Below are 26,442 nucleotides of genomic sequence, written 5' to 3'. Positions count from 1 at the left end.
TGTTGTAGGGGTACTGTACACGGCTTGGCCCGGTCGACGCCAAAATCGCACCGGCCACGCCACCGCATTGTGTTGATGCCTTGGCGGCCTGCAGGTTATTTGAAGAACTGGCTCGGTGTGGTGCCGAACTGGCGCTTGAACATGCTGGCGAAGGCACTGGGGCTGTCATACCCCAGCGCCCCCGCCACATCGATGATCCGCTCGCCCTGTGCGATCCGCTCCAGTGCCTGCATCAGCCGCGCCTGCTGGCGCCACTGGCCAAAGGTCATGCCGGTTTCCTTGCGGAACAGGCGCTAGATGGTCTTTTCATCTATGCCCAGTTGCAAGCCCCAGTCAGCCACGGTGGCGTTGTCATCAGGCCTTTCGTGCAAGGCCGAGCAGATGGCCTTCAAACGCCTGTCGCTGGGTTGCGACAGCTTCAGCGGCAAGGTTGGCAGTACGCAGATTTCGTCGAGGATCAAGCGCATCACCCGGGCTTCACGCGAGTCCTCGGCAAAGGGGGCGGTAAAGCCCACCGAGGCTTTGATCAGTTCGCTAAGCAGCGGCGAGATGCTGATGGCCTTGCTCTGCAGGGGCAGGCCCGCCGCCGCGTCGGTGCGCACGAACACACTGCGCATCTTCACGTCGCCAACACAGCGGATGGCGTGCACCTGGCCGCAGGGCATCCACACACCGCGGCTGGGCGGCACGGTCCAGCATTCGTTACCGGACTCGACGATCATCAAGCCTTTGATGGCGTAGATCAGTTGATGCTTGGCATGCCGGTGGGGTTCGATGAACCAGTCCGTAGGGTAGTCGGTCGCACGGCTCCCGACTTCCCAGGTCCATTCATCGACCTCCACCAGCAATTCGCGCTGCGGCTTTACCATCGTGACCTCGTGTAGATGCAGCCAGGCAGCGCCACTTTAGCAGCAACGGCTCGGCCGGGCCTGCGAGCGGGTGGCCGGCAGCAGCGCGGTGGCCAGCCCGAGCAACGGCAGGAACGCGATGGCCTGGTACACCCACTCGATGCCATGCCGGTCGGCCAGTTCGCCCAGGCCTGCAGCGCCGATGCCGCTGATGCCGAACATCAGCCCGAACATCACCCCGGAGACCATGCCGACCCGTCCTGGCACCGCCTCTTGGGCATACACCACCAGCGCAGCGAAGGCCGAGGACATCACCAGGCCAATGGCCACGGCCAGTACGGCTGTCCAGGCCAGGTTGGCATGGGGCAGGGCCAGGGCGAAGGGGGCGACGCCAAGGAACGAGACCCAGATCACCGCCTTGCGCCCGATGCGGTCACCCACCGGGCCGCCGGCAAAGGTCCCCAGCGCCACGGCTGCGAGGAACACGAACAGGTACAGCTGGCTGTGTTGCACGCTCAGGCCGAAATGCTCGATCAGGTAGAAGGTGAAGTAGTTGGTGAACGAGGCGATGTAAACGAACTTGGCGAACATCAGCACGGCCACCACGGCCACTGCGCGCCACATGGCACCCCGCGACAACCCGGGCGCCTGCTGACCGGCGAAGGTCTTGAGCCGGGCCTGGCCGTGGCGCACGCTCCAGCCTGTTACCCGCAACAGCACCATGACAGCCAGTGCAGCTGCCAGCATGAACCAGGCAATGGCCGGCTGACCGTGCGGAATGACGATGGCGGCGGTGAGCAGCGGGCCGAGGGCCGAGCCGGTATTGCCGCCAACCTGGAAGGTGGATTGCGCGGTGCCGAAGCGCCCGCCGGAGGCCATCCTGGCCACCCGCGAGGCTTCGGGGTGGAAGGTGGCCGAACCCACGCCAACCACTGCGGCGGCCAGCAACAGCATTTCATAACTGCCGGCAAAGGCGAGCAGGGCGATGCCCACCAGCGTCACCAGCATGCCGGCGGGCAGCAGGAAGGGTTGTGGATGTTTGTCGGTGAACAGGCCGACCCAGGGCTGCAGCAGGGAGGCGGTTACCTGGTAGACCAGGGCGATCCAGCCGATCTGGGCAAAGCTGAGCGCAAAATCGCTTTTCAGCATGGGGTAGATCGATGGCAGCACCGCCTGGATCAGGTCGTTGAGCAGGTGGGCGAATGCAGCAGCACCGACGATGCGGACCACAAAGCCCTGAGGCTGGTCGGCAGGCGTGGTGGAGGCTACGGAGGCAGCGGAGGTTGTCATGGGCAAGGTTCTTCTGTGGCAAGGGAGCAAGGCATTGCCGCAGCAGGTTAGCCAGTGCCCGGGTTGCCTGTCTCACGCCGAACAGGCAGCCACTGCCGTGTTTCGGGCATCCGTGCCCGCAAAGCCCTTTTAGCGTTCGTGCCTGGCCATCCAGCGCAGCAATGCCGCAATCGGTATGCTGCGGTGAGCCTCGTGTCGGTAGGGCTTGCCTTCGGCGCTGTAGCGCTCCCGATACCGGCTAAGGACCAGGCTACGGCCATCAGCCGATAGCCGCGCCTCCAGTTCATGCAGCAACAGGGGTTGCCGGGCGGCACCTTCCAGGCGCCTGAACAGCAGCATGGCTGCCTGGGCATCATTCATGGCCGGTTGCCTCCGGGCAATGGGCTTGCCACGTTCCAGGTTTGCCTGCCTTGCCTTCTGCCACCAGGTTGCTGCGCTGTTGGGCGGTGTAGTCGCGCATTGCCAGGTAGTAGTCGGGCCAGGTGTGCAGCAGATCGGTCAACGGCAGGGCGGCGGCGCGCCCATCCACGATGTGCCCGGCAGTGGCCACGGTCGTGAGGGTGGCAACCGTATCGCTGTTATCGCCGAACGGGTCCACGGCCATGCTCAACACCTTGCCGGTAGCGTCGCGCAGGTTGTGCGTACCCAGCAGTGGCAGTTCGACGATGGGGCCATTGGCGATGCCCCAGACCCCGAAGGTTTGGCCAAAGTCTGAACGGTGCTGGCTCAGCCCCATCTTCCCGGACACATCGACCAGGCCCGCCACACCCAGGGTGGTGTTGAAGATGAAGCGTGAAAGGCTGGTCATGGCCCGTTCGCCGTTGCCCTGCAGCAGGTCGTTGACGAACACCTTGGGCTCGCCGAAGTTGTTGGCAAAGTTGTGCACGCCCTGCCGGGCAAAATCAGGTAGCGCGGTGTAGCCGCGGGCGACGGGGCTCAGCAGGTAGTCATCGACCGTGCGGTTGAAGGCAAACACTGCGCGGTTGGCCGGCTCTGCGGGGTCGCTGACCTGATAGGCCACAGGGCCGCAGGCCGAGGTGGCGGGTGCGCGCTGGCTGCAGCCTGCGGCCACGAGCAACGACAATGCCAGTGCGGCGGAACGCGCCGAACGGGAGGGGGATGATGAGCGGGACATAGGCACATTCCTGGCAAGAACTGGCGGCGATGCTGCCCGGCTTTTCTTGCCTGGTAATGTCTGGATTGTCTCGGCCCGGACACTTTGTTACCGGGTTGAAATATATGACGGCCGCAGGGTGATGGCCTTAAAGTACCGCTTGGTTACCTTGTTCGTGGTGCTTTTTCGTGAGCCATTTGCTGATCGTCGACGATGATGTCGAGGTGCTCGACCTGTTACAGAAGTTTCTTCGCCAGCATGGCTACGAGGTAGACGTCGCCTGCGATGGCAAAGCGCTCTGGCAGGCGATCGAGCGGCGCGTGCCAGACCTGGTCATCCTCGATGTGATGCTGCCCGGTGACAGTGGCCTGGTGCTGTGCCAGCGCCTGTTGGCCGAACACAAGGTGGCAGTGATCATGCTGACTGCCATGGGCGAGCTGAGCGACCGTGTGGTGGGCCTGGAGCTGGGGGCCGACGACTACCTGACCAAGCCGTTCGCTGCCCGTGAACTGCTGGCGCGGGTCAGGGCCGTGTTGCGCAGGGCCGGTGAGGGGGCTGCTGGCGCTGTTGGCGCCCCGAGCCACCCCTCGGTGCTTGAGTTCGCCGGCTGGCAGCTGGACGTGGTGCGGCGCGAGTTGCGCTCGCCGGATAACGTCATGATCCCGTTGTCCAACGGTGAATTCGAGCTGTTGCTGGTGTTTGCCGAGCATCCGCGTCGGGTGCTTAGCCGCCAGCAGTTGCTGGACCTGGCCCGTGGCGAAGCCTACGACGCCTACGACCGCAGCGTTGATGTACAGGTGAGCAGGTTGCGCCGCAAGCTTGAAGCCGACAATGGCAGTGAGCCGTTGATCCGCACCCTGCGTAATGCCGGCTACCTGTTCACGCCCACGGTCGCCAGGCGATGAAGCTGTTTACCCGGCTGTGGCAGGCCCTGCCGCAGCCAAGAGTCACCATTGCCCGCTGGATTGCGCTGACCACTTTGACGGCGATGTTGTTCCTGTTGCTGCTCAAGGGGCTGTTCAGCCTGCTGCTGAGTGTGTGGGCGCAACCACCGCTGCTGGAAAGCGGGGTGATCGAGAAAGTGGCAGCGGTGACCCGCATCCTCGATGCGGCGCCCGTGTCGCAACGCGGCAACCTCGCTGATGCGGCGGGTGACGGCACCTATTCCGTACGCTGGTTGCAACGCCATGACGAAGCCGGTGTACCCAGGCTGGTCGATGCCGAGTTCCGCCAGGGCACGCCTATCCTGCGCGCCTTGCTCAAGCGCCCGGATGCCAGGGTCGAGGCATTCGAGCCTTCCGACATGCCGGAATACGCCCCTGAACGCGGTTATGCCCTGATGATCGAGCTGAGCGACAAGTCCTGGGTGCTGTTTCGCGCCACCAGCCGTAGCTGGGGCCTGGATGAACTGCCGCGTAACCTGATCATCCTCGCCTTGATGCTGGCTTCCAGCCTTGCTGTCGCGTTGTTGGCCACACGCTACCTGGCCAAGCCCCTGGAGCGCTTTGCCGAAGGTGCGCGGCGCTTTGGCAAGGACTTCAACGCGCCCCCGATCCCGGTGGTCGGCCCGCACGACCTGCGCCAGGCCATCCTGGCCTTCAATGCCACCCAGGCCCAGCTCAAGCATTACCTGAACGACCGCACGCAGATGCTCGCGGCCATCTCCCACGACCTTCGCGCACCGCTGACGCGCATGCGCTTGCGCGCCGAGTTCATCGACGATGCCCAGCTGCAGGCCAAGTTGTTTCAGGACGTTGACGAGATGCAGGCGATGGTCGATGCCGCGCTGGCGTTTTTCCGTGATGACGCGCGGCTTGAACCTACCACCGTGTTCGACCTGGGCGAGCTGCTGCTGACCGTGGTGGACGACTTCAAGGATGCGGGCGTGGAGGTTGGCCTCAGCGGGCCGCGCCGCTGTGTTTACACCGGGCGGCCCGTGGGCATCAAGCGGGTGCTGGTCAACCTGATCGACAATGCCGCGAAGTACGGTTGCGAACCAACGGTGGTGTTGGCGGTAACCGCCAGGCAGATAGAGATTACCGTGCAGGATCGCGGGCCGGGCATCGCGCCAGACCTGCAGGAGCAGGTATTCGTGCCGTTTTACCGTATTGAAGGCTCACGTAACCGCGACACGGGCGGTGTGGGGCTGGGCCTGCCCGCCGCACGGGCCATCGTGCTGGAACAAGGTGGCAGCCTGACATTGAGCAACCGCCTCGAAGGCGGTTTGCAAGCCAAGGTCACGCTGCCACTGGGTTGATCAGAGCCCCAGCTCGCTGAGCCCGGGGTGATCATCCGGGCGCCGGCCCAGCGGCCAGTGGAACTTGCGCTCGGCTTCGCTGATGGGGTGTTCGTTGATGCTCGAATGACGGTTCTGCATCAGTCCGTCGTCGGCAAACTCCCAGTTCTCGTTGCCGTAGGCGCGGAACCACTGGCCGCTGTCGTCGTGGTATTCGTAGGCGTAGCGTACGGCAATGCGGTTGCCGGTGAAGGCCCACAGTTCCTTGATCAGGCGGTATTCCAGTTCGTGGTGCCATTTGCGGGTCAGAAACGCTTCGACCTCGGCACGGCCACGGGGGAACTCGACGCGGTTACGCCACACCGTGTCCGGGGTGTAGGCGAGTGCAACCTTGGCCGGGTCACGGCCGTTCCAGCCATCTTCGGCCAGCCGGACTTTTTCGATGGCACTTTCGCGGGTGAAGGGGGGAAGGGGTGGGCGGGACATCGGTGTACTCCTCGGGTCGTTTGGCTTGTAGCAGGTTAGCTGCCGCTGCCTGGACAGAGAATGGATGTGCCGGGCACTTCATAATTGCGGTGCGTGAAATAGTACTGAGGTGTCGTGCCCAGGTGTGGCCCTTGTGTAACCCCTGCACAAGGGCGTACCCCTGTCAGTCCCAGGCCGGCGCCAGGCCGTCTGGGCTGACTTCGCGGCCATTGCGTTCGAGCGTGGCGATGCGTGCCATGTCGTCTGCGTCCAGCTTCAGGTCTCGGGCAAGCAGGTTGCTGGCCAGGTTTTCACGCTTGGTCGACGACGGGATGATCGCATAGCCCAACTGCAAGGCCCAGGCCAGGGCAACCTGGGCGACGGTAGCCTTGTGCTTCGCGGCAATCTCGGCCAGTACCGGGTCCTTCAGCACCTTGCCGTAGGCCAGGGTCATGTACGAGGTGACGGTGATGCCCTGTTCCTTCAGGAATGCGGTCAGCTTGCCGTTTTGCAGGTAAGGGCTGAGTTCGATCTGGTTGGTAGCGATTTCGCCTTTGCCGACGACCTCGATGGCCTGGCGAGTCAGCTCGATGTTGAAATTGGACACACCGATCTGGCGTGTCAGGCCCAGCTTCTTCGCTTCGGCCAGTGCGGTCATGTATTCGCGCAGTTCCACCCCGTTGCCCGGCGCTGGCCAGTGGATCAGCAGCAGGTCGACATAGTCGGTACGCAGTTTGCTCAGGCTGTCGCGCAGGCTGGGGATGAGCTTGTCGGCGGCGTAGTTGTCCACCCAGATCTTGGTGGTGATGAACAGCTCGCTGCGTGGCACGCCGCTTTCGGCAATCGCCTGGCCAACGTCAGCTTCGTTCTTGTAGATTTGCGCGGTGTCGATCACCCGGTAGCCCAGCGCCAGGGCCGACTTGACCGAATCGATGACGGCCTGGCCGGTGAGGCGGAAGGTGCCGAGGCCGAAAGAGGGAATGCTCATGAATCTGCTCCTGGTGAGTGGGAAATAGCATTGAGCCTGGTCGCTCAACGTCGATCTCATTGGGTATAGGTGCAGTGTGCGGGTTTCGGTGCGCCGGATTAAGGCAGGGCAGGGCCAAGGTCATTTGATTCACAGTCAAGAATCGGTGGCCAAGTTGTGACTGCGTCAGGGGGCAGGAAACGAAACGGCCCGCCATGGAGGCGGGCCGTCAGGCATTGCAGGTGACGATCAGCGGCGGCGGAACAGCGGCAGCGGCTCGTCGGTGGCGGCCTGGTAGGTCACCGAAAAGTCCTTCAGGCTTTGCAGTGCGTCTTCCGGGTCCTTGTCGGCACGGATGGCGAATGCATCGAAACCGCAGCGGGCCATGAAGAACAGCTGGTCGCGCAGCACGTCGCCAATGGCGCGCAGCTCGCCCTTGAACTTGTAGCGGTCACGCAGCAGGCGCGCATTGGAGTAGTTGCGCCCGTCGGTGAAGGCCGGGAAGTTCAGCGCGATGACCTGGAAGTGCTGCACGTCTTCGCCGATTTCTTCGGCTTCTTCGTCGCTGTCCAGCCAGATGCCCAGGCCGCCGTCGCGGGCCTTGAGCACATGGGCGTGGTCACGCCACAGTTGCAGCGGGACGATGTAGTCGTCGCAGTTGGTCAGCTCGTCAAAGGACGTTTCCTTGGGCAGCAGGTGCCAGGTTTCGTCGACGATCTGGTTGTTCTTAATGATTCGCTGCATAGACGCGTTCCTTGAAGGGGTCGATGCCGATACGCTGGTAGGTGTCGATGAAACGCTCTTCCTCGGTACGTTGTTCGACGTACACGGCGATCAGCTTCTCGATCACATCGGCCATGGCCTCCTGGGCGAAGGACGGGCCGAGGATCTTGCCCAGGCTTGCGCCACGCGCGGCGTTGCCGCCCAGCGACACCTGGTAGAACTCCTCACCCTTCTTGTCCACGCCGAGGATGCCGATGTGGCCCACGTGGTGGTGGCCGCAGGCGTTCATGCAGCCAGAGATGTTCAGGTCGATTTCACCGATGTCGAACAGGTAGTCCAGGTCGTCGAAACGGCGCTGGATGGATTCGGCGATCGGGATCGACTTGGCGTTGGCCAGCGAGCAGTAGTCACCGCCCGGGCAGCAGATGATGTCGGTCAGCAGGCCGATGTTCGGCGTGGCGAAGCCGCCTTCGCGCAGCTCCAGCCACAGCGCGTGCAGCTGGCGCTGCTCGACGTCGGCGAGGATGATGTTCTGCTCATGCGAGGTGCGCAGGAAGCCGAAGCTGTAGCGCTCGGCCAGGTCGGCCACGGCGTCCAGCTGTTTGTCGGTCAGGTCGCCCGGGGCAACGCCGGTCGGCTTGAGCGACAGGGTCACGGCCACGTAACCCGGGCGTTTGTGGGCGCGGGTGTTGCGCGAACGCCAGCGGGCGAAGCCTGGGTATTCGGCGTCCTGGGCGGCGTAGTCGACGTTGTCGAGGGCCAGGTAGTCCGGGTCGACGAAGTGGCGCGACACGCGCTGGACTTCATCTTCGGTCAGGGTGGTGCTGCCGCCACGCAGGTGGACCATTTCGGCCTCGACCTTCTCGGCGAACACTTCCGGGGTCAGGGCCTTGACCAGGATCTTGATCCGCGCCTTGTACTTGTTGTCACGGCGACCGTAACGGTTGTACACGCGCAGGATGGCGTCCAGGTAGCTGATCAGGTCTTGCCACGGCAGGAACTCGTTGATGAACGAGCCCACCACCGGGGTACGGCCCAGGCCACCGCCGACCAGCACACGGAAGCCCAGCTCGCCGGCAGCGTTGCGCACCGGCTCCAGGCCGATGTCGTGCACTTCGATGGCGGCGCGGTCTTCCTGCGAGCCGTTGATGGCGATCTTGAACTTGCGCGGCAGGTAAGCGAATTCCGGGTGGAAGGTGGTCCACTGACGGACGATCTCGCACCACGGGCGCGGGTCGATGATTTCGTCTGCGGCCACACCGGCGAACTGGTCGGTGGTGGTGTTGCGCAGGCAGTTGCCGCTGGTCTGGATCGCGTGCATCTGCACGGTGGCCAGTTCGGCGAGGATGTCCGGGATGTCTTCCAGCGCCGGCCAGTTGTACTGCACGTTCTGGCGGGTGGAAATGTGGGCATAGCCCTTGTCGTAGTCGCGAGCGATCTTGGCCAGGGTGCGGACCTGGGTGGCGTTCAGCTGGCCGTACGGCACGGCGACACGCAGCATCGGCGCGAAACGTTGGATGTAAAGGCCGTTCTGCAGGCGCAGAGGGCGGAATTCTTCTTCGCTCAGCTCACCGGCCAGGTAGCGGCGGGTCTGATCACGGAACTGCTTGACGCGGTCCTCGATGATCCGCTGATCGTACTCGTCGTATACGTACATATAAGTCCTGTCTCAGGCATGCAGCTATTCGCGCGCACGGCCGCGCACTCCGGTACGGAGCCGGGGAACGATATCAGGTTGCGGTTATGCGCTAAAGTGATGTTTTAGCATATGAAAAGAACCAAATGGACTATGTGAGACTGACTGCCATTTGTGCCTTGGGTGAGGCAGGGCGTTTATAATCCGGCGTTTGCTTCGCAGAGATGTGACCCCATGCTCAAGGCCCTGTGCCAAAGCTTGTGTCTAGCCCTGCCGCTGGCGGCAAGCGCGCAGCCATCGGTGGTTTTCCTCAACCCAGGGCTGTCCACCGAGACGTTCTGGACCAGCTACACCCGCTTCATGCAGGCCGCCGCAGATGAGCTGGGCATGTCCCTCAGGGTGGAATACAGCGAGCGCCGCGCCGACCTGGCGCTGACCCAGGCCCGGGCGATCCTGAGTGGGGCGCAGCGGCCGGATTACCTGGTGCTGGTCAACGAGCAGTACGTCGCGCCCGAAGTGCTGCGCCTGTCGCGTGGCACGGGGGTGAAGCTGCTGTTGGTCAACAATGGCCTGACGGCCAGCCAGGTTCGCAGCATTCAGGCCCAGCCCGACAAGTATGCCGAGCCGCTGGGCACCTTGATGAGCAACGACGAGCAGGCGGGCTTCCAGATGTTGCACCAGATGGTCGCGCAACTGCCGCACGACGTCGGGGCGGTGGACCTCGTGGCTTTTGCCGGGGTCAAGACCACCCCGGCCTCGCAGCTGCGCGAGGAGGGCATGCGCCGCGCGCTGGCCGACTTCCCTCAGGTGCGCCTGCGCCAGGTGGTGTATGGCGGCTGGAGCCGCCAGCGCGCCTACGAGCAGGCGCAGCAGTTGCTGGAGCGCTACCCGGCCACGCGTCTGGTGTGGTCGGCCAATGACGAAATGGCCTTTGGCGCCATGCAGGCGTTCGAAGCCGCCGGGCGCAAGCCGGGGCGCGATGTGCTGTTCAGCGCGGTCAACAGTTCGCCCGAGGCCTTGCGCGCGCGTATCGATGGCCGCCTGAGTGTGTTGATGGGCGGGCACTTTACCCTGGGTGGCTGGGCCATGGTGATGCTGCACGACGACGCACACGGGCTGGCGCTGAACCGCGATGGCCTGCGCGAGCACAGTGCGCCGGTGCTGCAGTTGATCGACCAGGCCAAAGCCAGGCGTTGGCTGAAACTGCTGGAACGGGACGACTACGGTGTCGATTTCCAGCATTACAGTGCCGAAGGGCGGCCGTCTGGCTACCAGTATCCGTTTCTGACGGCACCGGTCGAATATTGAAAGACCCTGCTTGAGGAAAGGGCATTGCTCGTCTTAACTGCTGGTGGTGAAGTGCATTCCCATAACCACTACAAGAGGCAATGCAATGGGAAACTCAACCAAGGTCCGCAAAGCTGACAGCAGCGTCGATGCCTGGGCGATCCTCTGCCTGATCGTGTTGGTGGTGGTCACTGCCGTGTATTGGGTCAGCCACCAGTAGACCTGTTCTCAAGACCGTGAAGCCGTCAGAGCGCCTGCGGGAGGGAATCCCGCAGGCGTTTTCATTTCTAGCGGGCGGTAAGGTGCAGGGCCAGTTGCACCAGGCCGATCAGGACGGCAATGAACACCAGGGTGAACAGCGTCCCCAGTGCGATGAAATGGCTGGCTTTGCCGTGGGTAAAGTCGCGGGCGCGGTTCTTGCCGCTTTGCACGCCGAAGGCGGCGGCGAGGATGCTGTGCAGCATCTGCCAGAAGGTAGGCGGTTTGCCCTGGCTGGAATCGTCCATGGTGGCTCCTGAAGAATCAGAGGCAATCAGGGACAGTGTAGGCAATGGCTATGAGGTTGCCTGTGCCGGCCTCTTCGCGGGCTTGCCCGCTCCCACAGGTACAGCACAAACCTCAAGGGCAGTGACGTACCTGTGGGAGCGGGCAAGCCCGCGAAGAAGCCAGCGCGGTCTTAGCTGTCGTACCCGAGGTTAGGCGCCAGCCAGCGCTCGCTCACGCTCACATCCTGGCCCTTACGCGCGCTGTAGTTCTCGATCTGGTCCTTGTCCACCTTGCCCACGGCAAAGTATTGCGCCTGCGGGTGGGCAAAGTACCAGCCGCTGACCGCCGCCGCCGGGAACATCGCGAAGTGCTCGGTCAGGAACACGCCGCTCGGCCCGGTTTCGCCAATGGCGGTGCCATCGAGCAGGCGGAACAGGGTTTCCTTCTCGGTGTGGTCGGGGCAGGCCGGGTAGCCCGGGGCCGGGCGAATGCCGCTGTACTGCTCCTTGATCAGCGCCTCATTGTCCAGCTGCTCGTCGCGGGCATAGCCCCAGTGTTCTTTACGCACCTGTTCGTGCAGCCATTCGGCGCAGGCTTCGGCCAGGCGGTCGGCCAGGGCCTTGACCATGATCGAGCTGTAGTCGTCGCCTTTGTCCTGGTAAGCCTTGGCCACTTCCTCGGCACCGATGCCGGCCGTGGTGATGAACCCGCCCACATAGTCGGTGACGCCGCTGGCTTTTGGCGCGACGAAGTCGGCCAGCGACCAGTTGGGCTTGCCGTCCGGCTTGATGGTTTGCTGACGCAGGTGGTGCAGGGTGGCCAACGGCTGGCCGTCCTCGCCGTACACCTCGATGTCGTCATCGGCCACCTGGTTGGCTGGCCAGAAGCCGAACACCGCGCGGGCGCTGATCAGCTTCTCGTCGATCAGCTTGTCGAGCATCTCGCGGGCATCCTTGTACAGCGCCGTGGCCGCCTCGCCGACCACTTCGTCGGTGAGGATGCGCGGGAACTTGCCGGCCAGGTCCCAGGAGATGAAGAACGGGGTCCAGTCGATGTATTCGGCCAGGGTGCGCAGGTCGATGTCTTCCAGCACCTTGACGCCGGTGAAGGAGGGCACCGCTGGCTGGTAGCCGGCCCAGTCGTATTGCGGCTTGGCAGCGATGGCCTGGCTGTAGCTCAGGCGCTCGGTGCGGGCACTGCGGTTGGCGGTGCGCTCGCGTACGTCCACGTATTCTGCGCGAGTCTTCTCGACGAAGCCCGGCTTGAGTTCCTTGGACAGCAGCTGGGTGGCAACGCCTACCGCACGCGAGGCGTCGGTAACGTAGATGACCGCATCGTTGCTGTACTTCGGCTCGATCTTGACCGCAGTGTGCGCCTTGGAGGTGGTAGCGCCGCCGATCATCAGTGGCAGCTCGAAGCCCTGGCGCTGCATTTCACGGGCAACGTGGACCATCTCGTCCAGCGACGGGGTGATCAGGCCGGACAAACCGATGATGTCGCACTTCTGTTCGCGGGCGGTTTGCAGGATTTTCTCGGCCGGCACCATCACGCCGAGGTCGACGATGTCGTAGCCGTTACAGCCCAGTACCACGCCGACGATGTTCTTGCCGATGTCGTGTACGTCGCCTTTGACCGTGGCCATCAGGATCTTGCCCTTGGCTTCCGGCTTGTCGCCTTTTTCGGCCTCGATGAACGGGATCAGGTGCGCCACGGCCTGCTTCATTACGCGGGCCGACTTGACCACCTGGGGCAGGAACATCTTGCCCGCGCCGAACAGGTCGCCGACCACGTTCATGCCGTTCATCAGCGGGCCTTCGATCACTTCGATCGGGCGTGCGCACTGCTGGCGGCATTCTTCGGTGTCTTCGACAATGAACGCGGTAATGCCTTTGACCAGCGCATGCTCCAGGCGTTTTTCCACCGGCAGCGAGCGCCATTCTTCGTTTTCCACTTCCTTGGTGGCGCCGCCGCCCCGGTAGTCGTCAGCGATCGCCAGCAGGGCGTCGGTGCCGTGCGGGGTGCGGTTGAGTACCACGTCCTCGACTTTTTCGCGCAGTGCGGCCGGGATTTCGTCGTAGATTTCCAGCTGGCCGGCGTTGACGATACCCATGGTCAGGCCGTTCTGGATTGCGTGGTACAGGAAGACCGAGTGGATCGCCTCACGCACCGGGTTGTTGCCACGGAACGAGAACGACACGTTGGACACACCGCCCGAACTCAGCGCGTGGGGCAGGTGATCGCGGATGTAGGCACAGGCCTCGATGAAATCGACGGCGTAGTTGTTGTGTTCTTCGATACCGGTGGCGACGGCGAAGATGTTTGGGTCGAAGATGATGTCTTCCGGCGGGAAGCCCACTTCGTTGACCAGAATGTCATAGCTGCGCTGGCAGATTTCCTTCTTGCGCGCGGCGGTGTCGGCCTGGCCGACCTCGTCGAAGGCCATCACCACCACGGCAGCGCCATAGCGCTTGCACAGGCGGGCGTGGTGCTTGAACTGCTCGACGCCCTCCTTCATGGAAATGGAGTTGACGATGCCCTTGCCCTGGATGCACTTGAGGCCCGCTTCGATCACGTCCCACTTGGACGAGTCGATCATGATCGGCACGCGGGAAATGTCCGGCTCACCGGCGATCAGGTTGAGGAAGCGGACCATGGCGGCCTGGGAGTCGAGCATCCCTTCGTCCATGTTGATGTCGATCACCTGGGCGCCGGCCTCGACCTGCTGCAGGGCGACTTCCAGCGCTTCGGTGTAGTTCTCTTCACGGATCAGCCGGGCGAACTTGGCGGAGCCGGTGATGTTGGTGCGCTCGCCGACGTTGACGAACAGCGACTGGCGGTCGATGGTGAACGGCTCCAGGCCCGACAGGCGGCAGGCCTTGGCGATTTCCGGGATCTCACGCGGCTTGTACTTGGCCACGGCTTCGGCAATGGCCTGGATGTGGCCTGGGGTGGTACCACAGCAGCCGCCGATGATGTTCAGGAAGCCGCTGGCGGCGAATTCCTCGACCACCGCAGCCATTTCCGCCGGGGTCTCGTCGTATTCACCGAAGGCGTTCGGCAGGCCGGCGTTGGGGTGGGCCGAAACATGGGTGTCGGCTTTGGTCGCCAGCTCTTCCAGGTACGGGCGCAGGTCCTTGGCGCCGAGGGCGCAGTTCAGGCCCACGGAAATCGGCTTGGCGTGGCGCACCGAGTTCCAGAACGCTTCGGTGGTCTGGCCGGACAGGGTACGGCCGGAGGCGTCGGTGATGGTGCCGGAGATCATGATCGGCAGTTCGACGTTGTCGTCCTCGAACACTTGCTGAACGGCGAAGATCGCCGCCTTGGCGTTGAGGGTGTCGAAGATGGTTTCGATCAGGATCAGGTCGGCGCCGCCCTCGATCAGGCCGCGGGTGGCCTCGATGTAGTTTTCGACCAGCTCATCGAAGGTGACGTTGCGGTAGCCAGGGTCGTTGACGTCCGGGGAAATCGAGCAGGTGCGGCTGGTAGGGCCGAGCACGCCGGCAACGAAGCGCGGCTTGTCGGGGGTTTCCAGGGTCTTGGCGTCGGCCACCTGGCGGGCGATGCGCGCGCCTTCGACGTTCAGTTCGTAGACCAGCGACTCCATGCCGTAGTCGGCCTGGGAAATCTGCGTGGCGTTGAAGGTGTTGGTTTCGAGAATATCGGCGCCGGCATCCAGGTAGGCTTTCTCGATGGCGGCGATCACGTCCGGGCGGCTGAGCAGCAACAGGTCGTTGTTACCTTTGACATCGCTTGGCCAATCGGCGAAACGCGTGCCACGATAGTCGTGTTCCTCGAGACGGTAGCTTTGGATCATAGTACCCATGCCGCCGTCGAGGATCAGGATGCGCTCTTTGAGTGCGTTCTGGAGTGCTTGGAGACGAGCGCTGCGGTCGGACATAGGAACTACCTGGTCGGGCAAATATCAGAAGGTGCGGAATCATAACAAAGCTGCGCGGTTTTTACGCACATCGCCCATTTGCATGAAAACTGCTCATGTTGTTGACGCGATTACCAGCACCCAAGGACGACCAGGCACAATCGTGATGGCTTTCAAGAACCAGGACTTTTCGCACATGGTGCATCGTATCCTTGCCGGCGCCTTCGCCCTGCTCATCAGCGGCGCGGTGTTCGGGCAAGCCCCCCAGTCGAGCCCGGCTATTTCCTACACCCGGGACATTCAACCGATCTTCACCGAGAAGTGCGTGGCCTGCCACGCCTGCAACGACGCTGCCTGCCAACTCAAGCTGGAAAGCCCGGAAGGCGCGGTGCGCGGGGCCAGCAAGGTCCCGGTGTACCAGGGCGAGCGCAGCAAGGCGGTGCCCACCACGCGGCTGTTCTACGACGCCCACAGCGAAGAGCAATGGCGCAAGAAGGGCTTCTACTCGGTGCTCGACAACCAGGGCAGCCAGGCCGCGCTGATGGCGCGCATGCTGGAACTGGGGCACAAGACCCCACTCACACCCAACGCCAAGTTGCCCGAGGACATCGTCCTGGGCCTGAACCGCAACAACATGTGCCCGCTGCCCCATGAGTTCGACGCCTATGCCGGCGCCCACCCCAAAGAGGGTATGCCGTTGGCGGTGACCGGGCTGACCGACAAGGAATACGACACCCTGCGCCGTTGGCTGGCAGCGGGGGCGCCGGTGGAATACCAGCCGATCAAGCCAAGCGCAGCCGAAGCCCGGCAGATCACCGAGTGGGAAGAGCTGCTCAACCGCCCGGGTTCCACCGAGGCGCTGGTCGGCCGCTGGCTGTACGAGCACTTGTTCCTGGCGCATATCTACTTCGTTGGGGGGGAGCAGGGGCACTTCTTCCAGTGGGTGCGTTCGCGCACGCCGAGCGGCAAGCCGGTCGATATTATTGCCACGCGCCGCCCCAACGACCCGCCGGGCACCGACTTCTACTATCGGTTGATCCCGGTGCAGGGTGTGATCGTGCACAAGACGCACATCACCTACCCGATGGGGCCGCAGAAACTCAAACGGGTGAAGCAGCTGTTCTATGCCGGCGACTGGCACGCCACCGCACTGCCGGGTTACGGCCCGCGTCACCGGGCCAACCCGTTCGAAACCTTCGAGGCGATCCCGGCAGTGGCGCGTTACCAGTTCATGCTGGATAACGCCGAATACTTCGTACGCACCTTCATCCGGGGCCCGGTGTGCCGTGGGCAGATCGCCACTGACGTGATCCGCGATAACTTCTGGGCGCTGTTCCAGGAGCCGGCCTTCGACCGTTACATCACCGACGCCAAATACCGTGGCGAGGCCACGCCGCTGCTGGCCATGCCGGGCCAGATCGATGACGTGGGCAGTGTGCTGAGCCTGTGGCACGCCTACCGCGACAAACGCAACGAGTACGAAAAGCTGCGCCGTGACGCCTATGCCGACATGCCCGCACCGGGCTGGTCGACCTTGTGGGCCGGTAACGACAACGCGTTGCTGAGCATCTTCCGCCACTTCGACAGCGCCTCGGTGAGCAAGGGCCTGATCGGTGACGTGCCGTTGACCGTGTGGTTGTTCGACTACCCGTTGTTCGAGCGCACCTATTACCAGTTGGCGGTCAACTTCGACGTGTTCGGCAATGTTTCGCACCAGTTGCAGACGCGCCTGTATTTCGACCTGATTCGCAACGGTGCCGAGGTCAACTTCTTGCGCCTGATGCCGGCTGACCAGCGCAAGGCGATCCTGGGTGACTGGTACCAGAACAGCGGCAAAGTGAAGATGTGGATGGACTATGAGGACATCGACACCGACACCCCGAGCGGCATCCAGCTTGACCCGCGCAACCCCAAGCGCGACTTTGGCCTGAAGCTGTTGCAGCGCACCGGCAGCCTGAATGCCACGCCCGACCCGATCAACCGCTGCCAGGGCGCGTTCTGCTCACGGCCGCAGATGAACGAAGAGTTCCGCAATGCCGAGCAGTCGCTCAGCCGCCTGGTGTCGCGCCCGGCTGCTGGGCTGAAGGTGATCAACCAGTTGCCCGAGGCAACCATGCTGCGTATCGAAGGGCAGGGCGGCCAGCGCCAGGTGTACAGCCTGCTGCGCAACCGTGCGCACAGCAACGTGGCGTTCCTGCTGGGTGAGGCATACCGCTATCAGCCGGGGCTGGATACCTTGACGTTGGCCCCGGGCGTGCTCAGCAGCTACCCGAACTTCATCTTCAACATCCCGACCAAGGATGTGGCGGAGTTCGTCGAGGACATGGAGTATGCGAAAGATGACCCGGCGAAGTTCGAGCGCATCGTCATGCGCTGGGGCGTGCGCCGTAGTCATCCTGAGTTCTGGCGCTACTTCCATGACTTGAACAGCTTCATCAAGGAGACCCAGCCGGTGGAGGCGGGGGTGCTGGATATGAACCGCTACGAGAACCTCTGATCGGGTAGGCTGACCTTTCCGGGTACCCTGCGGTCGGAAAAGGTGGGTGGTCCGGGGGCTGCTATGCAGCCCAATCGCCGGCAAGCCAGCTCCCACAGGGGCCGCGTAGCTCTCAGGCACGCGCGGTCTCTGTGGGAGCTGGCTTGCCGGCGATGGAGCGCAAAGCGCTCCCAAAGGCCTCAATGCACCGGCAAGCGCAGGGTACTTCATGCTGTATTCGCTTCAGGCACTGCGGGCGTTCGCCGCCTGGGTGGTGGTCTGCCACCATTTCATGCAGATCTTCTTCGACTTCCACGCCACCGGCCCCATTGGCCAACTGCTTACCGACCGTGGCGCCGTAGGCGTCGACATCTTCTTTGTCATCAGCGGGCTGGTCATCTACCTGTCGACCCGCGACAAAACCATCGAACCGCGCCAGTTCCTGCTCAATCGGGTGCTGCGTATTGTGCCGGCCTACTGGTTCTACACCGCGTTGATGGCCCTGTTGCTGCTGGCGTTTAGCCAATGGATGCCACATCAGGTGTTCGCCTGGCATCATCTGTTCTTGTCGATGCTGTTCATCCCGGCAGAAAACCCCGGAGGCTATGGCCTGTACCCGACCCTGAACGTGGGCTGGACGCTGAACTTCGAGATGTTCTTCTACCTGCTGTTCGGCCTGGCCTTCCTGGTGCGCCAGCGTCATCACCTGTTGCTGGTTACCGCGGCCTTGTTGCTGGCCAGCGAGGTGCTGGGCCGGCTGGGTGTGCTAAGCCGCTTTTACAACAACGACATCATCTACGAGTTCTTGCTCGGCATCGGCCTGGGCGTGCTGTATCGCCGTGGGCTGATCCGCCAAGGGCGGTGGTTGCCGCTGGGCGTGCTGGTTGTGGCGGGCCTGGCCATTTATCACCTGGATGCGTCCCAGCGCCTGCTGCATTGGGGCGTACCGAGCGCCATGATCGTGATGGCCTTCATCGCGCTGGAACCGCTTTTCCAAGGCAACCGGCTGCTCAAGGCCTTGGGGGACTGCTCGTATTCGGTGTACCTGGTCCATGTGCTGGTGCTGTACGCCGGCTGGTTCGCCAGCCAGCGCCTGCCGTTGAACCCGTATCTGGTGTTTGCCCTGTGCGTGCCGTCCATTGGACTAATGTCGTGGTTCAGTTACCAGTGGCTGGAGCGCGGTCTGTACCGGCGCATGCAGGCCTGGCTGGCGGCGCCACGGGGGGCGGCCCCTGAATATGCGCTTTCCCGAGTCAAATACTAGGACTTTGTTCAATGAGCGGGTTGGCGTACACTTGGCGGCAAGTCTGTGAGGAACCTACATGAGCGCTATAACCATTACCGACGCCGCCCATGACTACCTGGCCGATCTGCTCTCCAAGCAGAATACGCCTGGCATCGGCATTCGCATTTTCATCACCCAGCCGGGCACCCAGTACGCAGAGACGTGCATTGCCTACTGCAAGCCGGGCGAAGAGAAGCCTGACGACACCGCCGTGGGTCTGAAGAGCTTCACCGCTTACCTGGATGCGGTCAGCGTGCCGTTCCTGGAAGACGCACTGGTTGACTACGCCACCGACCGCATGGGTGGCCAGCTGACCATCAAAGCGCCTAACGCCAAGGTGCCGATGGTCAACGAAGACAGCCCGATCAACGAGCGCATCAACTACTACCTGCAGACCGAGATCAACCCGGGTCTGGCTAGCCACGGCGGCCAGGTCAGCCTGGTGGACGTGGTTGACGACGGCATCGCCGTGTTGCAGTTCGGTGGTGGTTGCCAAGGCTGCGGCCAGGCCGATGTCACCCTGAAGGAAGGTATCGAGCGCACCCTGCTCGAGCGTGTTCCGGAATTGAAGGGCGTGCGTGACGTGACCGACCACAGCCAGAAAGAGAACGCTTACTACTAAGCCAAAGGCGGCTCTCTAGCAACAAAGTGTTACGGTTTCAACCCCCTGCGACAACAGGCCGCAGCCCGTATTCAAAGGGTTGCAGGCCTTCCCCGCCTTGGTCGGGTAGAACCCCTTGGGGTGTCATGCCAGAATGCCCCGGTTTTTCAGCCGGCCCGTCCCGAGGGCCGGCACCTTCCCTGTAAAGGATGGTTTCATGAATGATCTATATACCCGGCGCGCAGTTGTCGCCGGGATGGGCGTTCTCGGGCTTGGCCTGCTGGCAGGCTGCAGCCCGGCCCGGGGGCTCGAGTTCAAGTACGGCAAGAACATGAGCAACGAAATCCTCGGGCGCAAGTTCAGCCTCAAAGACCCGCAAGGTAACGTGCGCACCCTGTCGAGCTTCTACGGCAGCATGCCGATGGTCTTCTTCGGCTTCACCCAGTGCCCGGCCGTTTGCCCGACCACCCTGGCGCGTGCGGCGCAAATCCGCAAGCTGCTGAGGGGCCGTGACCGTGACCTGTTCCAGGTGGTGTTCATCACGCTGGACCCGGAGCGCGACACCCCCGAGGTGCTTGATGCCTACGTCAAGGCCTTCGACCCGACGTTCACCGCGCTCACCGGCACCCCCGAGGAAATTGCCGCAGTGGCCAAGGAATTCAAGGTGTTCTACGAAAAGGTCCCGGCCGGTGACACCTATACCATTTCTCACTCGTCCACCAGCTACGTCTACGATACGCGTGGCACCCTGCGCCTGAGCCTGGGCCATTCCCTGAACGCCAAGGAATGTGCCGAAGACCTGGTCACCCTGATGGAGATCTGCTGAATGTCGATGCAACCGATCAAACGCGGCCTGGCTGCCCTGGCACTGATGGGCCTGGCCCTGCCAGCCCTGGCCCAGACCACCGTGAGTGAGGCCTGGGTGCGTGCCAGCGTGCCGCACCAGCAGTCCACCGGTGCGTTCATGACCCTCACCGCCAGCAGCGACAGCAAGCTGGTGAGCGTGGCTTCGCCTGTGGCCAAGACCGTGCAGGTGCACGAGATGACCATGAACGGTGACGTGATGGGCATGCGTGAGGTGAAGTCTGTAGAGCTGCCGGCTGGCAAGGCCGTCACCCTCGACCCGAATGGCCTGCATGTGATGCTGATGGGCCTGAACAATCAGGTGAAGGAAGGCGAGAAAGTGCCACTGACCCTGACCATCGAAGATGCCAAGGGCGGCAAGGAAACCGTGGACGTGCAGGCTGAAGTGCGTGCGCTCAACGCCGAGGCCGGCGGTGGGCATGACCACATGCACATGAAGCACTGACCGATCAAAGGGCCGCGTTTAGCGGCCCTTTTCTTCTCAGCCGTACCCTTCAGCTACGAAAGCGCGGCAGCGGCCTGTCGAGGGTCAGCGAGGTCAGGGTCTTGCGGACCTGGGCTTCGTCGGCCTCCAGCGCTTTGAGGCTTGCGCGGATCTTGCCGGCGGCGGGCACATCGCCCTGCCGGTCGATCCAGTCGGCAATCTCCTTGCAGGCACTGCTCAGGCAGGCCTGGCGCTGGTTCATCAGCGACAGAAGGGTGGTGAGCTCTCTTTCGGACATGGCAGGATCCTCCAATTCAGCCTTGTCAGTGTAGCAGAGGGTTGGCGGGGCTCCTGATGGCTTTGCAGGAGGTGTTGAGGATGCAAAAAGGAGTACTCCGTCGCTTGAGTAACACCGAGTTACTTATCTATAGGAATAAACATCGTGTTTAAAGTGGATGCCGCTACCTCGCCGGTGGCATGAACCTTTGCAAGCGGACGAGATGTGCTGAGCCGTTCTGTCACACAGTTTGGCGGCGGCTGGTCTGACTTCGCCAATAGTTACTGAGCGTAGGAACATTCGGAGTCTCAATGTTGGCTGCGCTGACAGTGCGGGTGTTGTTACAACTTTCATGTTGAGTCCAGCCGAGGATGAGCTCTAGATTCAGTCGCTCTGTACCGCTGGCTGAGGAAAGCAACGATTATGCAGGCGTTGAGTCTTAACTCCGGAACGCGCTCACTTACATTGGGCTATTGCTTTTCCAAGTGCGGTGAATTTGCCTTCGAAGCGGCATTTGCCGTGACCATCGTACTCATGGTCGAGGCGGATTTGTTGTTGATTGGCATCGCTTATTTCTTCCGCTACTTGCCGAGCATGGTGTTTTCTCCCTTGGGTGGTTGGCTGGCAGATAACGCCGACAAGAAAAGAACACTGTTTGCGGTCGAGTTGGCCAAATGCATTCTGTCGCTTGCCTTCTTTGCCTTGTTCAGTTGGTTTACGCCGGTACTGCCCGTGTTGGTGGCCTTCGCGATGGTCATGACCGCGCTTGAATGTCTGTATGTACCCACGTTTCGCGCATACTTTCCGGATATCGTGGAAAAGGACCAACTGGCTTCAGTCAACAGCGGTATCCAGGTGATCGAAGATACGGCCTCTATTATTGGACCGTTGGTGTTTTCGGCCTGTGTGTTGCTGCTATCTCGCGACGCAACCTTCTTGTTCTTTGCAATATGCCTGGTGTTGTCTGCCATTTCCATTGCTACCTTGGGGCCAGCAAGGCAAGGCGTGCGGCAGGCATTCGATGGGCGAGCCATAGTCCGCGATGCGGTGCGCAGCGTGAACCAGCTCAAGGGCAGCAATGTCCCGTTGTTTGCCGTTATTGGCTGTACCACGCTTTGTGCGATGTTCGCCACGTCGGTGATTCGCTTCATTCTCCCGGCTTCGGTGTTGGAGCACTTTACCTCTGAGGCAGCGGTGGGTTACGTATTCTCACTGCTGGCGGCAGGCACCGTGCTGGGTGGCGTGCTCTACACCCGCTTCAACCCGCGTACCACTGCACGGTTGGTACTGCGCTATTGGATAATTTACGGCGCACTGTTTTTTGCTGCCGCAGTGGCGCTGCAGTTCAATACCTGGTTGTTTCTGCTGATCCTCTTCCTGGTTGGCTTCATTGGCGCATTTGTCGATATCGCAATCGTGACAAACATCCAGTGCTTGTCGAACGAGCATGAAGTTGGCAGGAACTTTTCCCTTTATTACTTCACGACCGTCATTGGGGATGCCGTTTCAGGGCTGGTTGCCAGCCTGGTCTTCGTGCTTGCGGGGCCAGCAACCTTCATCTGGATGACGCTCATGCTGGTCATCGCACCGGTACGCTGGAACCTGAAAGGACGCGCCCTTGATACCGACGATAGTGCGTAATGTGCCGCTCGGTATTGGTACCTGGAGGTAGGCTTGAACTGGTATTGCGGCGCCTCAGGCGGTTATTGCAGATTGAGCACAAGCCTGCCGATACGCCCCCGGCGTCACCCCATACGCCTGCTTGAACTGCCGGCTCAAATGGCTCTGGTCAGCAAACCCCAGGTCAAACGCCACCTCCGAAGCGACCAGGCCGCTTTTCAGCATTTCCCGGGCGCGGGCCAGGCGGCGTTGTTTCAACCAGGCATGCGGCGGCAGGCCGGTGGCCTGGCGGAATACCCGTGCGAAGTGGAACGGTGACAGGTTGACTGCGGCGGCCAGCGCTTCGAGCGAGGGAGGGTCGGCCAATTGGCTTTCCAGCAGTTCACGGGCGCGGGCCACGGCCAGGGGTTCGTGGCCGGGGGCTGAAGGCTCGGCGCATTGCCCGTGACGCTGCACCAGGGCCAGCACCGCCTGGCGCCAGGCGGTCTGTTGCTGCAGGGCGCTGGCGCCGGCCTCGGACAGCTGATGCAGCTGGCTGAAGGCGATGGCCAGGGCAGGGTCCTGGATGACGCTGTCCTTGAACCTGGTCATGCCGTGACGGCCCAGTTCCAGCTCGTCGAGCACGCCGGTTACTCGCTCGTGCTCGGGGTAGAAGCCGCGATAACGCCAGCCCGCTTCATGGGCTGTGGCACCGGTATGCAGCTCGTCAGGGTTGATCAGCACCATGCTGCCAACCGGCGCCAAGTGCTCGCTGCCTCGGTGCCAGAAGCGCTGGGCCCCGGATTCGATCACGGTGAACACATAGCCTTCGTGCACATGCGGGGCGAAACGCTGCTGGAAATAACGCGCGTGCAGCATCTCGACGTCGCCCAGTGCCGGCGCCTGCCAGAGGTGTGTCTGCTCGCGCAGGGGCGTGCTCATGCCAGCCAGCTGCGCAGGAAGAAGAAGATCAACATGCTCACCAGCATGCTCAGCAATACGCTGCGGGTCAACAGCACCAGGGCGATGGCCACCAGTGAGCCCAGCAGGTAGGGGTTGAGCAGGCTCAGGTTGAGCTGGTGATCGGGCATGAAGATGATCGGGCCGCAGATGGCCGTGAGCATGCCCGGCACGGCAAAGCCAAGGAACTGCCTGGCGTTGGAGCTCAGACGCAAGGGCAGGCGCGGTTCCAGGAACGCATAGCGGTTGAGGAACACGATGGCGCCCATGGCAAAGATCAGGATCCAGGTCATGCTCGGGCTCCGGCAAATTTCTGGCAGATGAACCCGGCGCCCATACCCAGCAGGCCTGCGGCCACCAGGGCGGTCTCCCAGTGCCAGTGGCTGAACAATACCGAGCAGAACAACGACACAGCTACGCACACCACCGTGGGCAGGTTGCGCACCAGCGGTGCGATCAGGGCGACGAAGGTGGCGACGATGGAGAAGTCCAGGCCGAACTGGTCCAGGTGTGGAATGTTCTGGCCCAGCAGGATGCCGGCCAGGGTAAACAGGTTCCAGGCAATGTAGAAGGTCAGGCCCACCCCCAGGGCGTACCAGCGGTTGAACTGCTGTTGGTCGTACTGGCTGGTCAGGGCGAAGAATTCGTCGGTCAGCAGAAAGCCCAGGCCCAGCCGCCAGCGCAGCGGCTGGCTGGACAGTACCGGGCGCATCGACAGGCCGTACAGCAGGTGCTGCGAGGTCAGCAGCAGGGTGGTGAGCAGGATCGACGCCAGGTTGGCGCCGCCTTTGAGCATGCCGATGGCCACCAGTTGCGCGGCGCCAGCGAAGACGATGGCCGACAGCCCTTGCCCTTCCCAGGCAGTGAGGTTGGCTTCGATGGCCATGGAGCCGGCCAGCAGCCCCCAGGGGGCGACGGCCAGGGACAGGGGGAGAATGGCGATGGCGCCGTGGAGAAAGGCTTGGCGGGCGATGTGGGGCATGATGGCTGCAATGCTTTACGTGGTAGGCCAGCATGCCAGAAGGGGTGGGGGCATGGCTTGAACGATCTTGCTCGTCTATCGCCTGCCGCGCGCAGTCCCTTGTAGGAGCGCGTTAGCTCGATGGATTATGGATGGCGGGTCAGATGCTGTTGTGCTGTCACACAGCCATTGATGTCCACGGCCTTTTGCAGGAGGGTCAGGCGGTGCTGCGGGTCGAGGTCGCCGAGCAGGCGGTACACTTCGGCCTGGTAGTCACGCTGGCGCCCCCACAGCATGTCCAGGCCTTGTGGCCGGCTGCGGTTGCAGGCCAGGCGGGTGGCCGGTTGCGGGTAGTAGGGGGCGTACACGGTGGCCATGCTGGGGATGGCTTCCAGCGCTGCGCGGTACTCGCTGCTGACGTTGTAGGGCCGGCACCAGGTGGCGATGGCCGGCGCGGGTGCGGCAAAACCCTGCTGGAGGCTGGCCACCAGTAACGGGCAGGCGGCATCCGGAATTTGCGCGACGGGCAGATACGTCATGTAGTACAGCGCCAGGCGGTACTGCGCGACCGGGTGGCCCAGCTCGACCGATTTTTTCAGCAGGGCAACCGCTGTCGGCAAGGTGTGGGCCAGGGCCTGGCCCTGACGGCTGAGCTCGGGGTCGCCGCCAACGGCTGTGCGCAGTGTATTGGCGTCGTCGCCCTGGTTGTCGGCCTGCTCCAGCAATGGCAAGGCCTGACGGTAGAGCAGGTCGGCATGAGGGTCGATGCGCACCTCCAGCGCGTGCGCAGCCAGCGGCATCAGGGCGATCAACAGCGGGGGCAGGCGTCGCATGCGGCTCACAGGCAAGCCCCATGGGCGGCCAGGCAAGGATGGACGGCTTCGATGTTCATGGCGGTCAAGCGTGCGCCTCGGCAAATCGGAACGACGACGTATTCTAGCCACCCAGACGGGCGGCCGGAAGACCACCCGGCAACTGTCAGACGAGCTTGATCGGCGTGACCTTGCGCAGGGCGTGTTTTTCCTGGGCCAGACCGAGTTTGGCGGTGATCACCTTGGCCAGGGCATTGTTGCCCAGATCGTTCAGGTGCAGGCGGTCGATGAACAGGTCGGCGCCGAACACGGGTGAGCTGTTGAGCATGCAGTTCATGTCGTAGCAAGGCACAGGGTCGGCCTGGCTCTTGATGCGGCGGAAAAACGCCGAATGCAACTGGCTGTCGAATGCACCCTCCAGCAGCCGGTCGAAGTTCGCCGGTTTTTGCTGCAGCGCGGTCAGCATGGCCTGTTCACCGGCAGGCAGGGTATCCCGGCACCAGGGCAGCAACGGCTGCAGAATGAAGGTGAGGGTGGCGTGGCTGTCTGCCAGCAGCCGATCCCATTGGCGCAAGGTACGGCCAATGTTATCGGCAGCACGGGCCAGGCGCTTTTCCGGGGGCGACAGCGGCCAGCTGACCGGGGCGGCGACCACAGGGGTGGCCAACGCCTGACGGATACGCCGCCACAGCGACTGCCGACGGGGTGGTGCGGCGGGCTGCATGCCTTCGCTGAAACTGTTGAGAAAGTCCTGGTAGGCCTTGGCGTGCTGCGGGCCGTTGAGGTTGGCGAGGACTTCACTGAGGGCTTCGTGGGCCAGGCTGTTGAGGCCGCTGAGCACCACTACGTGGCCGAGCTGGCCAAGGCGGTGCTGGTGGGTCAGGAACATCAGCAGCTCCTGGCTGGCGTTAAGGCCGCAGCCGGCCAGGCTCAGCCAGACTTCGCCGGTGAGCATCGACAGGTGCGAGGCCACCGTGTGCTCGTCGGAGCTGGCGCCGATACCCAGGGCCGTGGAGCCGCCGACCAGCAGGTTGATACGCGAAGTACCGCCGCGCTCGGCTGCGGAAAAGCGCTTGCCGGCGCAATGGCTGTAGCGCAGGCCGAGCGCATCGGTATTGATGGTGCCAGAGCGGTAGCCACTTTCGTGCACATGCACGGTGAGCGGGGCACGCCGGCTGCCCAGCAGCAGAAAGCGTTGGTAGTCCTGCTGCAACGGCGAAGGAGATGCGCTCATGTCAGTCACGGCCATGGTCG

General features: G+C 62.9%; 24 protein-coding genes and 1 pseudogene. 9 read left to right on the top strand and 16 right to left on the bottom strand.

The genetic code is table 11. The annotated features are described in order from the left end of the window. Nucleotides 1-95: 95 nt before the first annotated feature. The 4 genes and pseudogenes from N436_RS15690 to N436_RS15675 all read right to left on the bottom strand — a co-directional run bounded on the left by N436_RS15690 (nt 96) and on the right by N436_RS15675 (nt 3,273). Nucleotides 96-869, bottom strand: a pseudogene (locus N436_RS15690) (helix-turn-helix domain-containing protein). Between the two features lie 36 nt (nt 870-905). Continuing rightward, nucleotides 906-2,138 (bottom strand): MFS transporter, encoded by a 1,233-nt coding sequence (locus tag N436_RS15685; RefSeq protein ID WP_105947958.1) that lies wholly within the window; start codon nt 2,136-2,138, stop codon nt 906-908. 129 nt (nt 2,139-2,267) lie between these two features. Beyond that, nucleotides 2,268-2,498, bottom strand: coding sequence for a hypothetical protein (locus N436_RS15680; protein ID WP_105947959.1), 231 nt, complete (start codon nt 2,496-2,498; stop codon nt 2,268-2,270). After that, on the bottom strand, nt 2,491-3,273 hold the full coding sequence (locus N436_RS15675) for a VacJ family lipoprotein (RefSeq protein WP_110741506.1): 783 nt from the start codon (nt 3,271-3,273) through the stop codon (nt 2,491-2,493). Before N436_RS15675 ends, N436_RS15680 begins: the two co-directional genes overlap by 8 nt. 167 nt (nt 3,274-3,440) lie before the next feature. On the opposite strand from N436_RS15675, the gene N436_RS15670 reads away from it, so the two are divergent. Together N436_RS15670 and N436_RS15665 are read left to right on the top strand one after the other, a co-directional pair. Beyond that, the gene (locus N436_RS15670; protein WP_110741505.1) at nt 3,441-4,157 is read left to right on the top strand and encodes a response regulator; all 717 of its coding nucleotides are present in this window, start codon (nt 3,441-3,443) and stop codon (nt 4,155-4,157) included. Then, on the top strand, nt 4,154-5,509 hold the full coding sequence (locus N436_RS15665) for an ATP-binding protein (protein ID WP_105947962.1): 1,356 nt from the start codon (nt 4,154-4,156) through the stop codon (nt 5,507-5,509). Before N436_RS15670 ends, N436_RS15665 begins: the two co-directional genes overlap by 4 nt. Here N436_RS15665 and N436_RS15660 read toward each other — a convergent pair whose 3' ends face one another. The 4 genes from N436_RS15660 to N436_RS15645 form a co-directional block, all read right to left on the bottom strand. Continuing rightward, nucleotides 5,510-5,974, bottom strand: coding sequence for a nuclear transport factor 2 family protein (locus N436_RS15660; RefSeq protein ID WP_019099690.1), 465 nt, complete (start codon nt 5,972-5,974; stop codon nt 5,510-5,512). It lies immediately after the preceding gene. Nucleotides 5,975-6,137: 163 nt separating this feature from the next. Then, complete coding sequence (gene dkgB / locus N436_RS15655) at nt 6,138-6,941, bottom strand: 2,5-didehydrogluconate reductase DkgB (protein WP_110741504.1); 804 nt, start codon at nt 6,939-6,941, stop codon at nt 6,138-6,140. Nucleotides 6,942-7,169: 228 nt separating this feature from the next. After that, nucleotides 7,170-7,664: a DUF934 domain-containing protein gene (locus N436_RS15650; protein WP_105947964.1), complete on the bottom strand. Its 495-nt coding sequence runs from the start codon at nt 7,662-7,664 to the stop codon at nt 7,170-7,172. After that, nucleotides 7,648-9,300, bottom strand: coding sequence for a nitrite/sulfite reductase (locus N436_RS15645; RefSeq protein ID WP_110741503.1), 1,653 nt, complete (start codon nt 9,298-9,300; stop codon nt 7,648-7,650). Before N436_RS15645 ends, N436_RS15650 begins: the two co-directional genes overlap by 17 nt. 213 nt (nt 9,301-9,513) lie before the next feature. On the opposite strand from N436_RS15645, the gene N436_RS15640 reads away from it, so the two are divergent. Beyond that, the gene (locus N436_RS15640) at nt 9,514-10,587 is read left to right on the top strand and encodes an ABC transporter substrate-binding protein (RefSeq protein WP_110741502.1); all 1,074 of its coding nucleotides are present in this window, start codon (nt 9,514-9,516) and stop codon (nt 10,585-10,587) included. A gap of 266 nt (nt 10,588-10,853) precedes the next feature. Here the strand turns inward: N436_RS15640 and N436_RS15635 are convergent, their stop codons facing one another. Together N436_RS15635 and metH are read right to left on the bottom strand one after the other, a co-directional pair. Then, entirely contained in the window at nt 10,854-11,072 is a 219-nt protein-coding gene (locus N436_RS15635; RefSeq protein ID WP_012271636.1) for a DUF2970 domain-containing protein, read from the bottom strand. Nucleotides 11,073-11,242: 170 nt separating this feature from the next. Further along, nucleotides 11,243-14,950 (bottom strand): methionine synthase, encoded by a 3,708-nt coding sequence (gene metH, locus N436_RS15625; protein WP_110741500.1) that lies wholly within the window; start codon nt 14,948-14,950, stop codon nt 11,243-11,245. Nucleotides 14,951-15,125: 175 nt separating this feature from the next. Here metH and N436_RS15620 point away from each other — a divergent pair, with 175 nt between their 5' ends. The 5 genes from N436_RS15620 (at nt 15,126) to N436_RS15600 (ending at nt 20,600) form a co-directional block, all read left to right on the top strand. Continuing rightward, the gene (locus N436_RS15620; protein ID WP_110741499.1) at nt 15,126-17,426 is read left to right on the top strand and encodes a fatty acid cis/trans isomerase; all 2,301 of its coding nucleotides are present in this window, start codon (nt 15,126-15,128) and stop codon (nt 17,424-17,426) included. Between the two features lie 208 nt (nt 17,427-17,634). Further along, on the top strand, nt 17,635-18,669 hold the full coding sequence (locus N436_RS15615; RefSeq protein ID WP_110741498.1) for an acyltransferase: 1,035 nt from the start codon (nt 17,635-17,637) through the stop codon (nt 18,667-18,669). A 58-nt stretch (nt 18,670-18,727) separates the two neighbouring features. Next, the gene (gene nfuA / locus N436_RS15610) at nt 18,728-19,312 is read left to right on the top strand and encodes a Fe-S biogenesis protein NfuA (protein WP_016714701.1); all 585 of its coding nucleotides are present in this window, start codon (nt 18,728-18,730) and stop codon (nt 19,310-19,312) included. Nucleotides 19,313-19,508: 196 nt separating this feature from the next. Continuing rightward, entirely contained in the window at nt 19,509-20,117 is a 609-nt protein-coding gene (locus N436_RS15605; protein ID WP_016714700.1) for an SCO family protein, read from the top strand. After that, a complete protein-coding gene (locus N436_RS15600) occupies nt 20,118-20,600 on the top strand; it encodes a copper chaperone PCu(A)C (protein ID WP_060498262.1) in 483 nt (160 codons plus the stop codon). Between the two features lie 49 nt (nt 20,601-20,649). Here the strand turns inward: N436_RS15600 and N436_RS15595 are convergent, their stop codons facing one another. Then, complete coding sequence (locus N436_RS15595) at nt 20,650-20,877, bottom strand: hypothetical protein (RefSeq protein WP_003250422.1); 228 nt, start codon at nt 20,875-20,877, stop codon at nt 20,650-20,652. A gap of 402 nt (nt 20,878-21,279) precedes the next feature. Between N436_RS15595 and N436_RS15590 the strand changes: the two genes are divergently transcribed. Then, complete coding sequence (locus N436_RS15590; protein WP_110741497.1) at nt 21,280-22,497, top strand: MFS transporter; 1,218 nt, start codon at nt 21,280-21,282, stop codon at nt 22,495-22,497. A 54-nt stretch (nt 22,498-22,551) separates the two neighbouring features. On the opposite strand, the gene N436_RS15585 is transcribed toward N436_RS15590, so the two are convergent. From N436_RS15585 to N436_RS15565, 5 genes are all read right to left on the bottom strand, one after another. Further along, on the bottom strand, nt 22,552-23,397 hold the full coding sequence (locus N436_RS15585) for an AraC family transcriptional regulator (RefSeq protein ID WP_110741496.1): 846 nt from the start codon (nt 23,395-23,397) through the stop codon (nt 22,552-22,554). Then, nucleotides 23,394-23,708: an AzlD domain-containing protein gene (locus N436_RS15580; RefSeq protein ID WP_016714697.1), complete on the bottom strand. Its 315-nt coding sequence runs from the start codon at nt 23,706-23,708 to the stop codon at nt 23,394-23,396. Before N436_RS15580 ends, N436_RS15585 begins: the two co-directional genes overlap by 4 nt. Then, the gene (locus tag N436_RS15575) at nt 23,705-24,397 is read right to left on the bottom strand and encodes an AzlC family ABC transporter permease (protein WP_105947972.1); all 693 of its coding nucleotides are present in this window, start codon (nt 24,395-24,397) and stop codon (nt 23,705-23,707) included. Before N436_RS15575 ends, N436_RS15580 begins: the two co-directional genes overlap by 4 nt. Before the next feature lie 125 nt (nt 24,398-24,522). Further along, the gene (locus N436_RS15570; RefSeq protein WP_105947973.1) at nt 24,523-25,218 is read right to left on the bottom strand and encodes a hypothetical protein; all 696 of its coding nucleotides are present in this window, start codon (nt 25,216-25,218) and stop codon (nt 24,523-24,525) included. Nucleotides 25,219-25,354: 136 nt separating this feature from the next. Next, on the bottom strand, nt 25,355-26,437 hold the full coding sequence (locus N436_RS15565; protein ID WP_110741495.1) for a hypothetical protein: 1,083 nt from the start codon (nt 26,435-26,437) through the stop codon (nt 25,355-25,357). Nucleotides 26,438-26,442 lie beyond the last annotated feature (5 nt).

It is taken from the genome of Pseudomonas sp. RV120224-01b, from assembly GCF_003208145.1.
GTDB classification, from domain to species: Bacteria; Pseudomonadota; Gammaproteobacteria; order Pseudomonadales; family Pseudomonadaceae; genus Aquipseudomonas; species Aquipseudomonas monteilii.
This window is presented reverse-complemented; position numbering and strand designations above follow the sequence as displayed.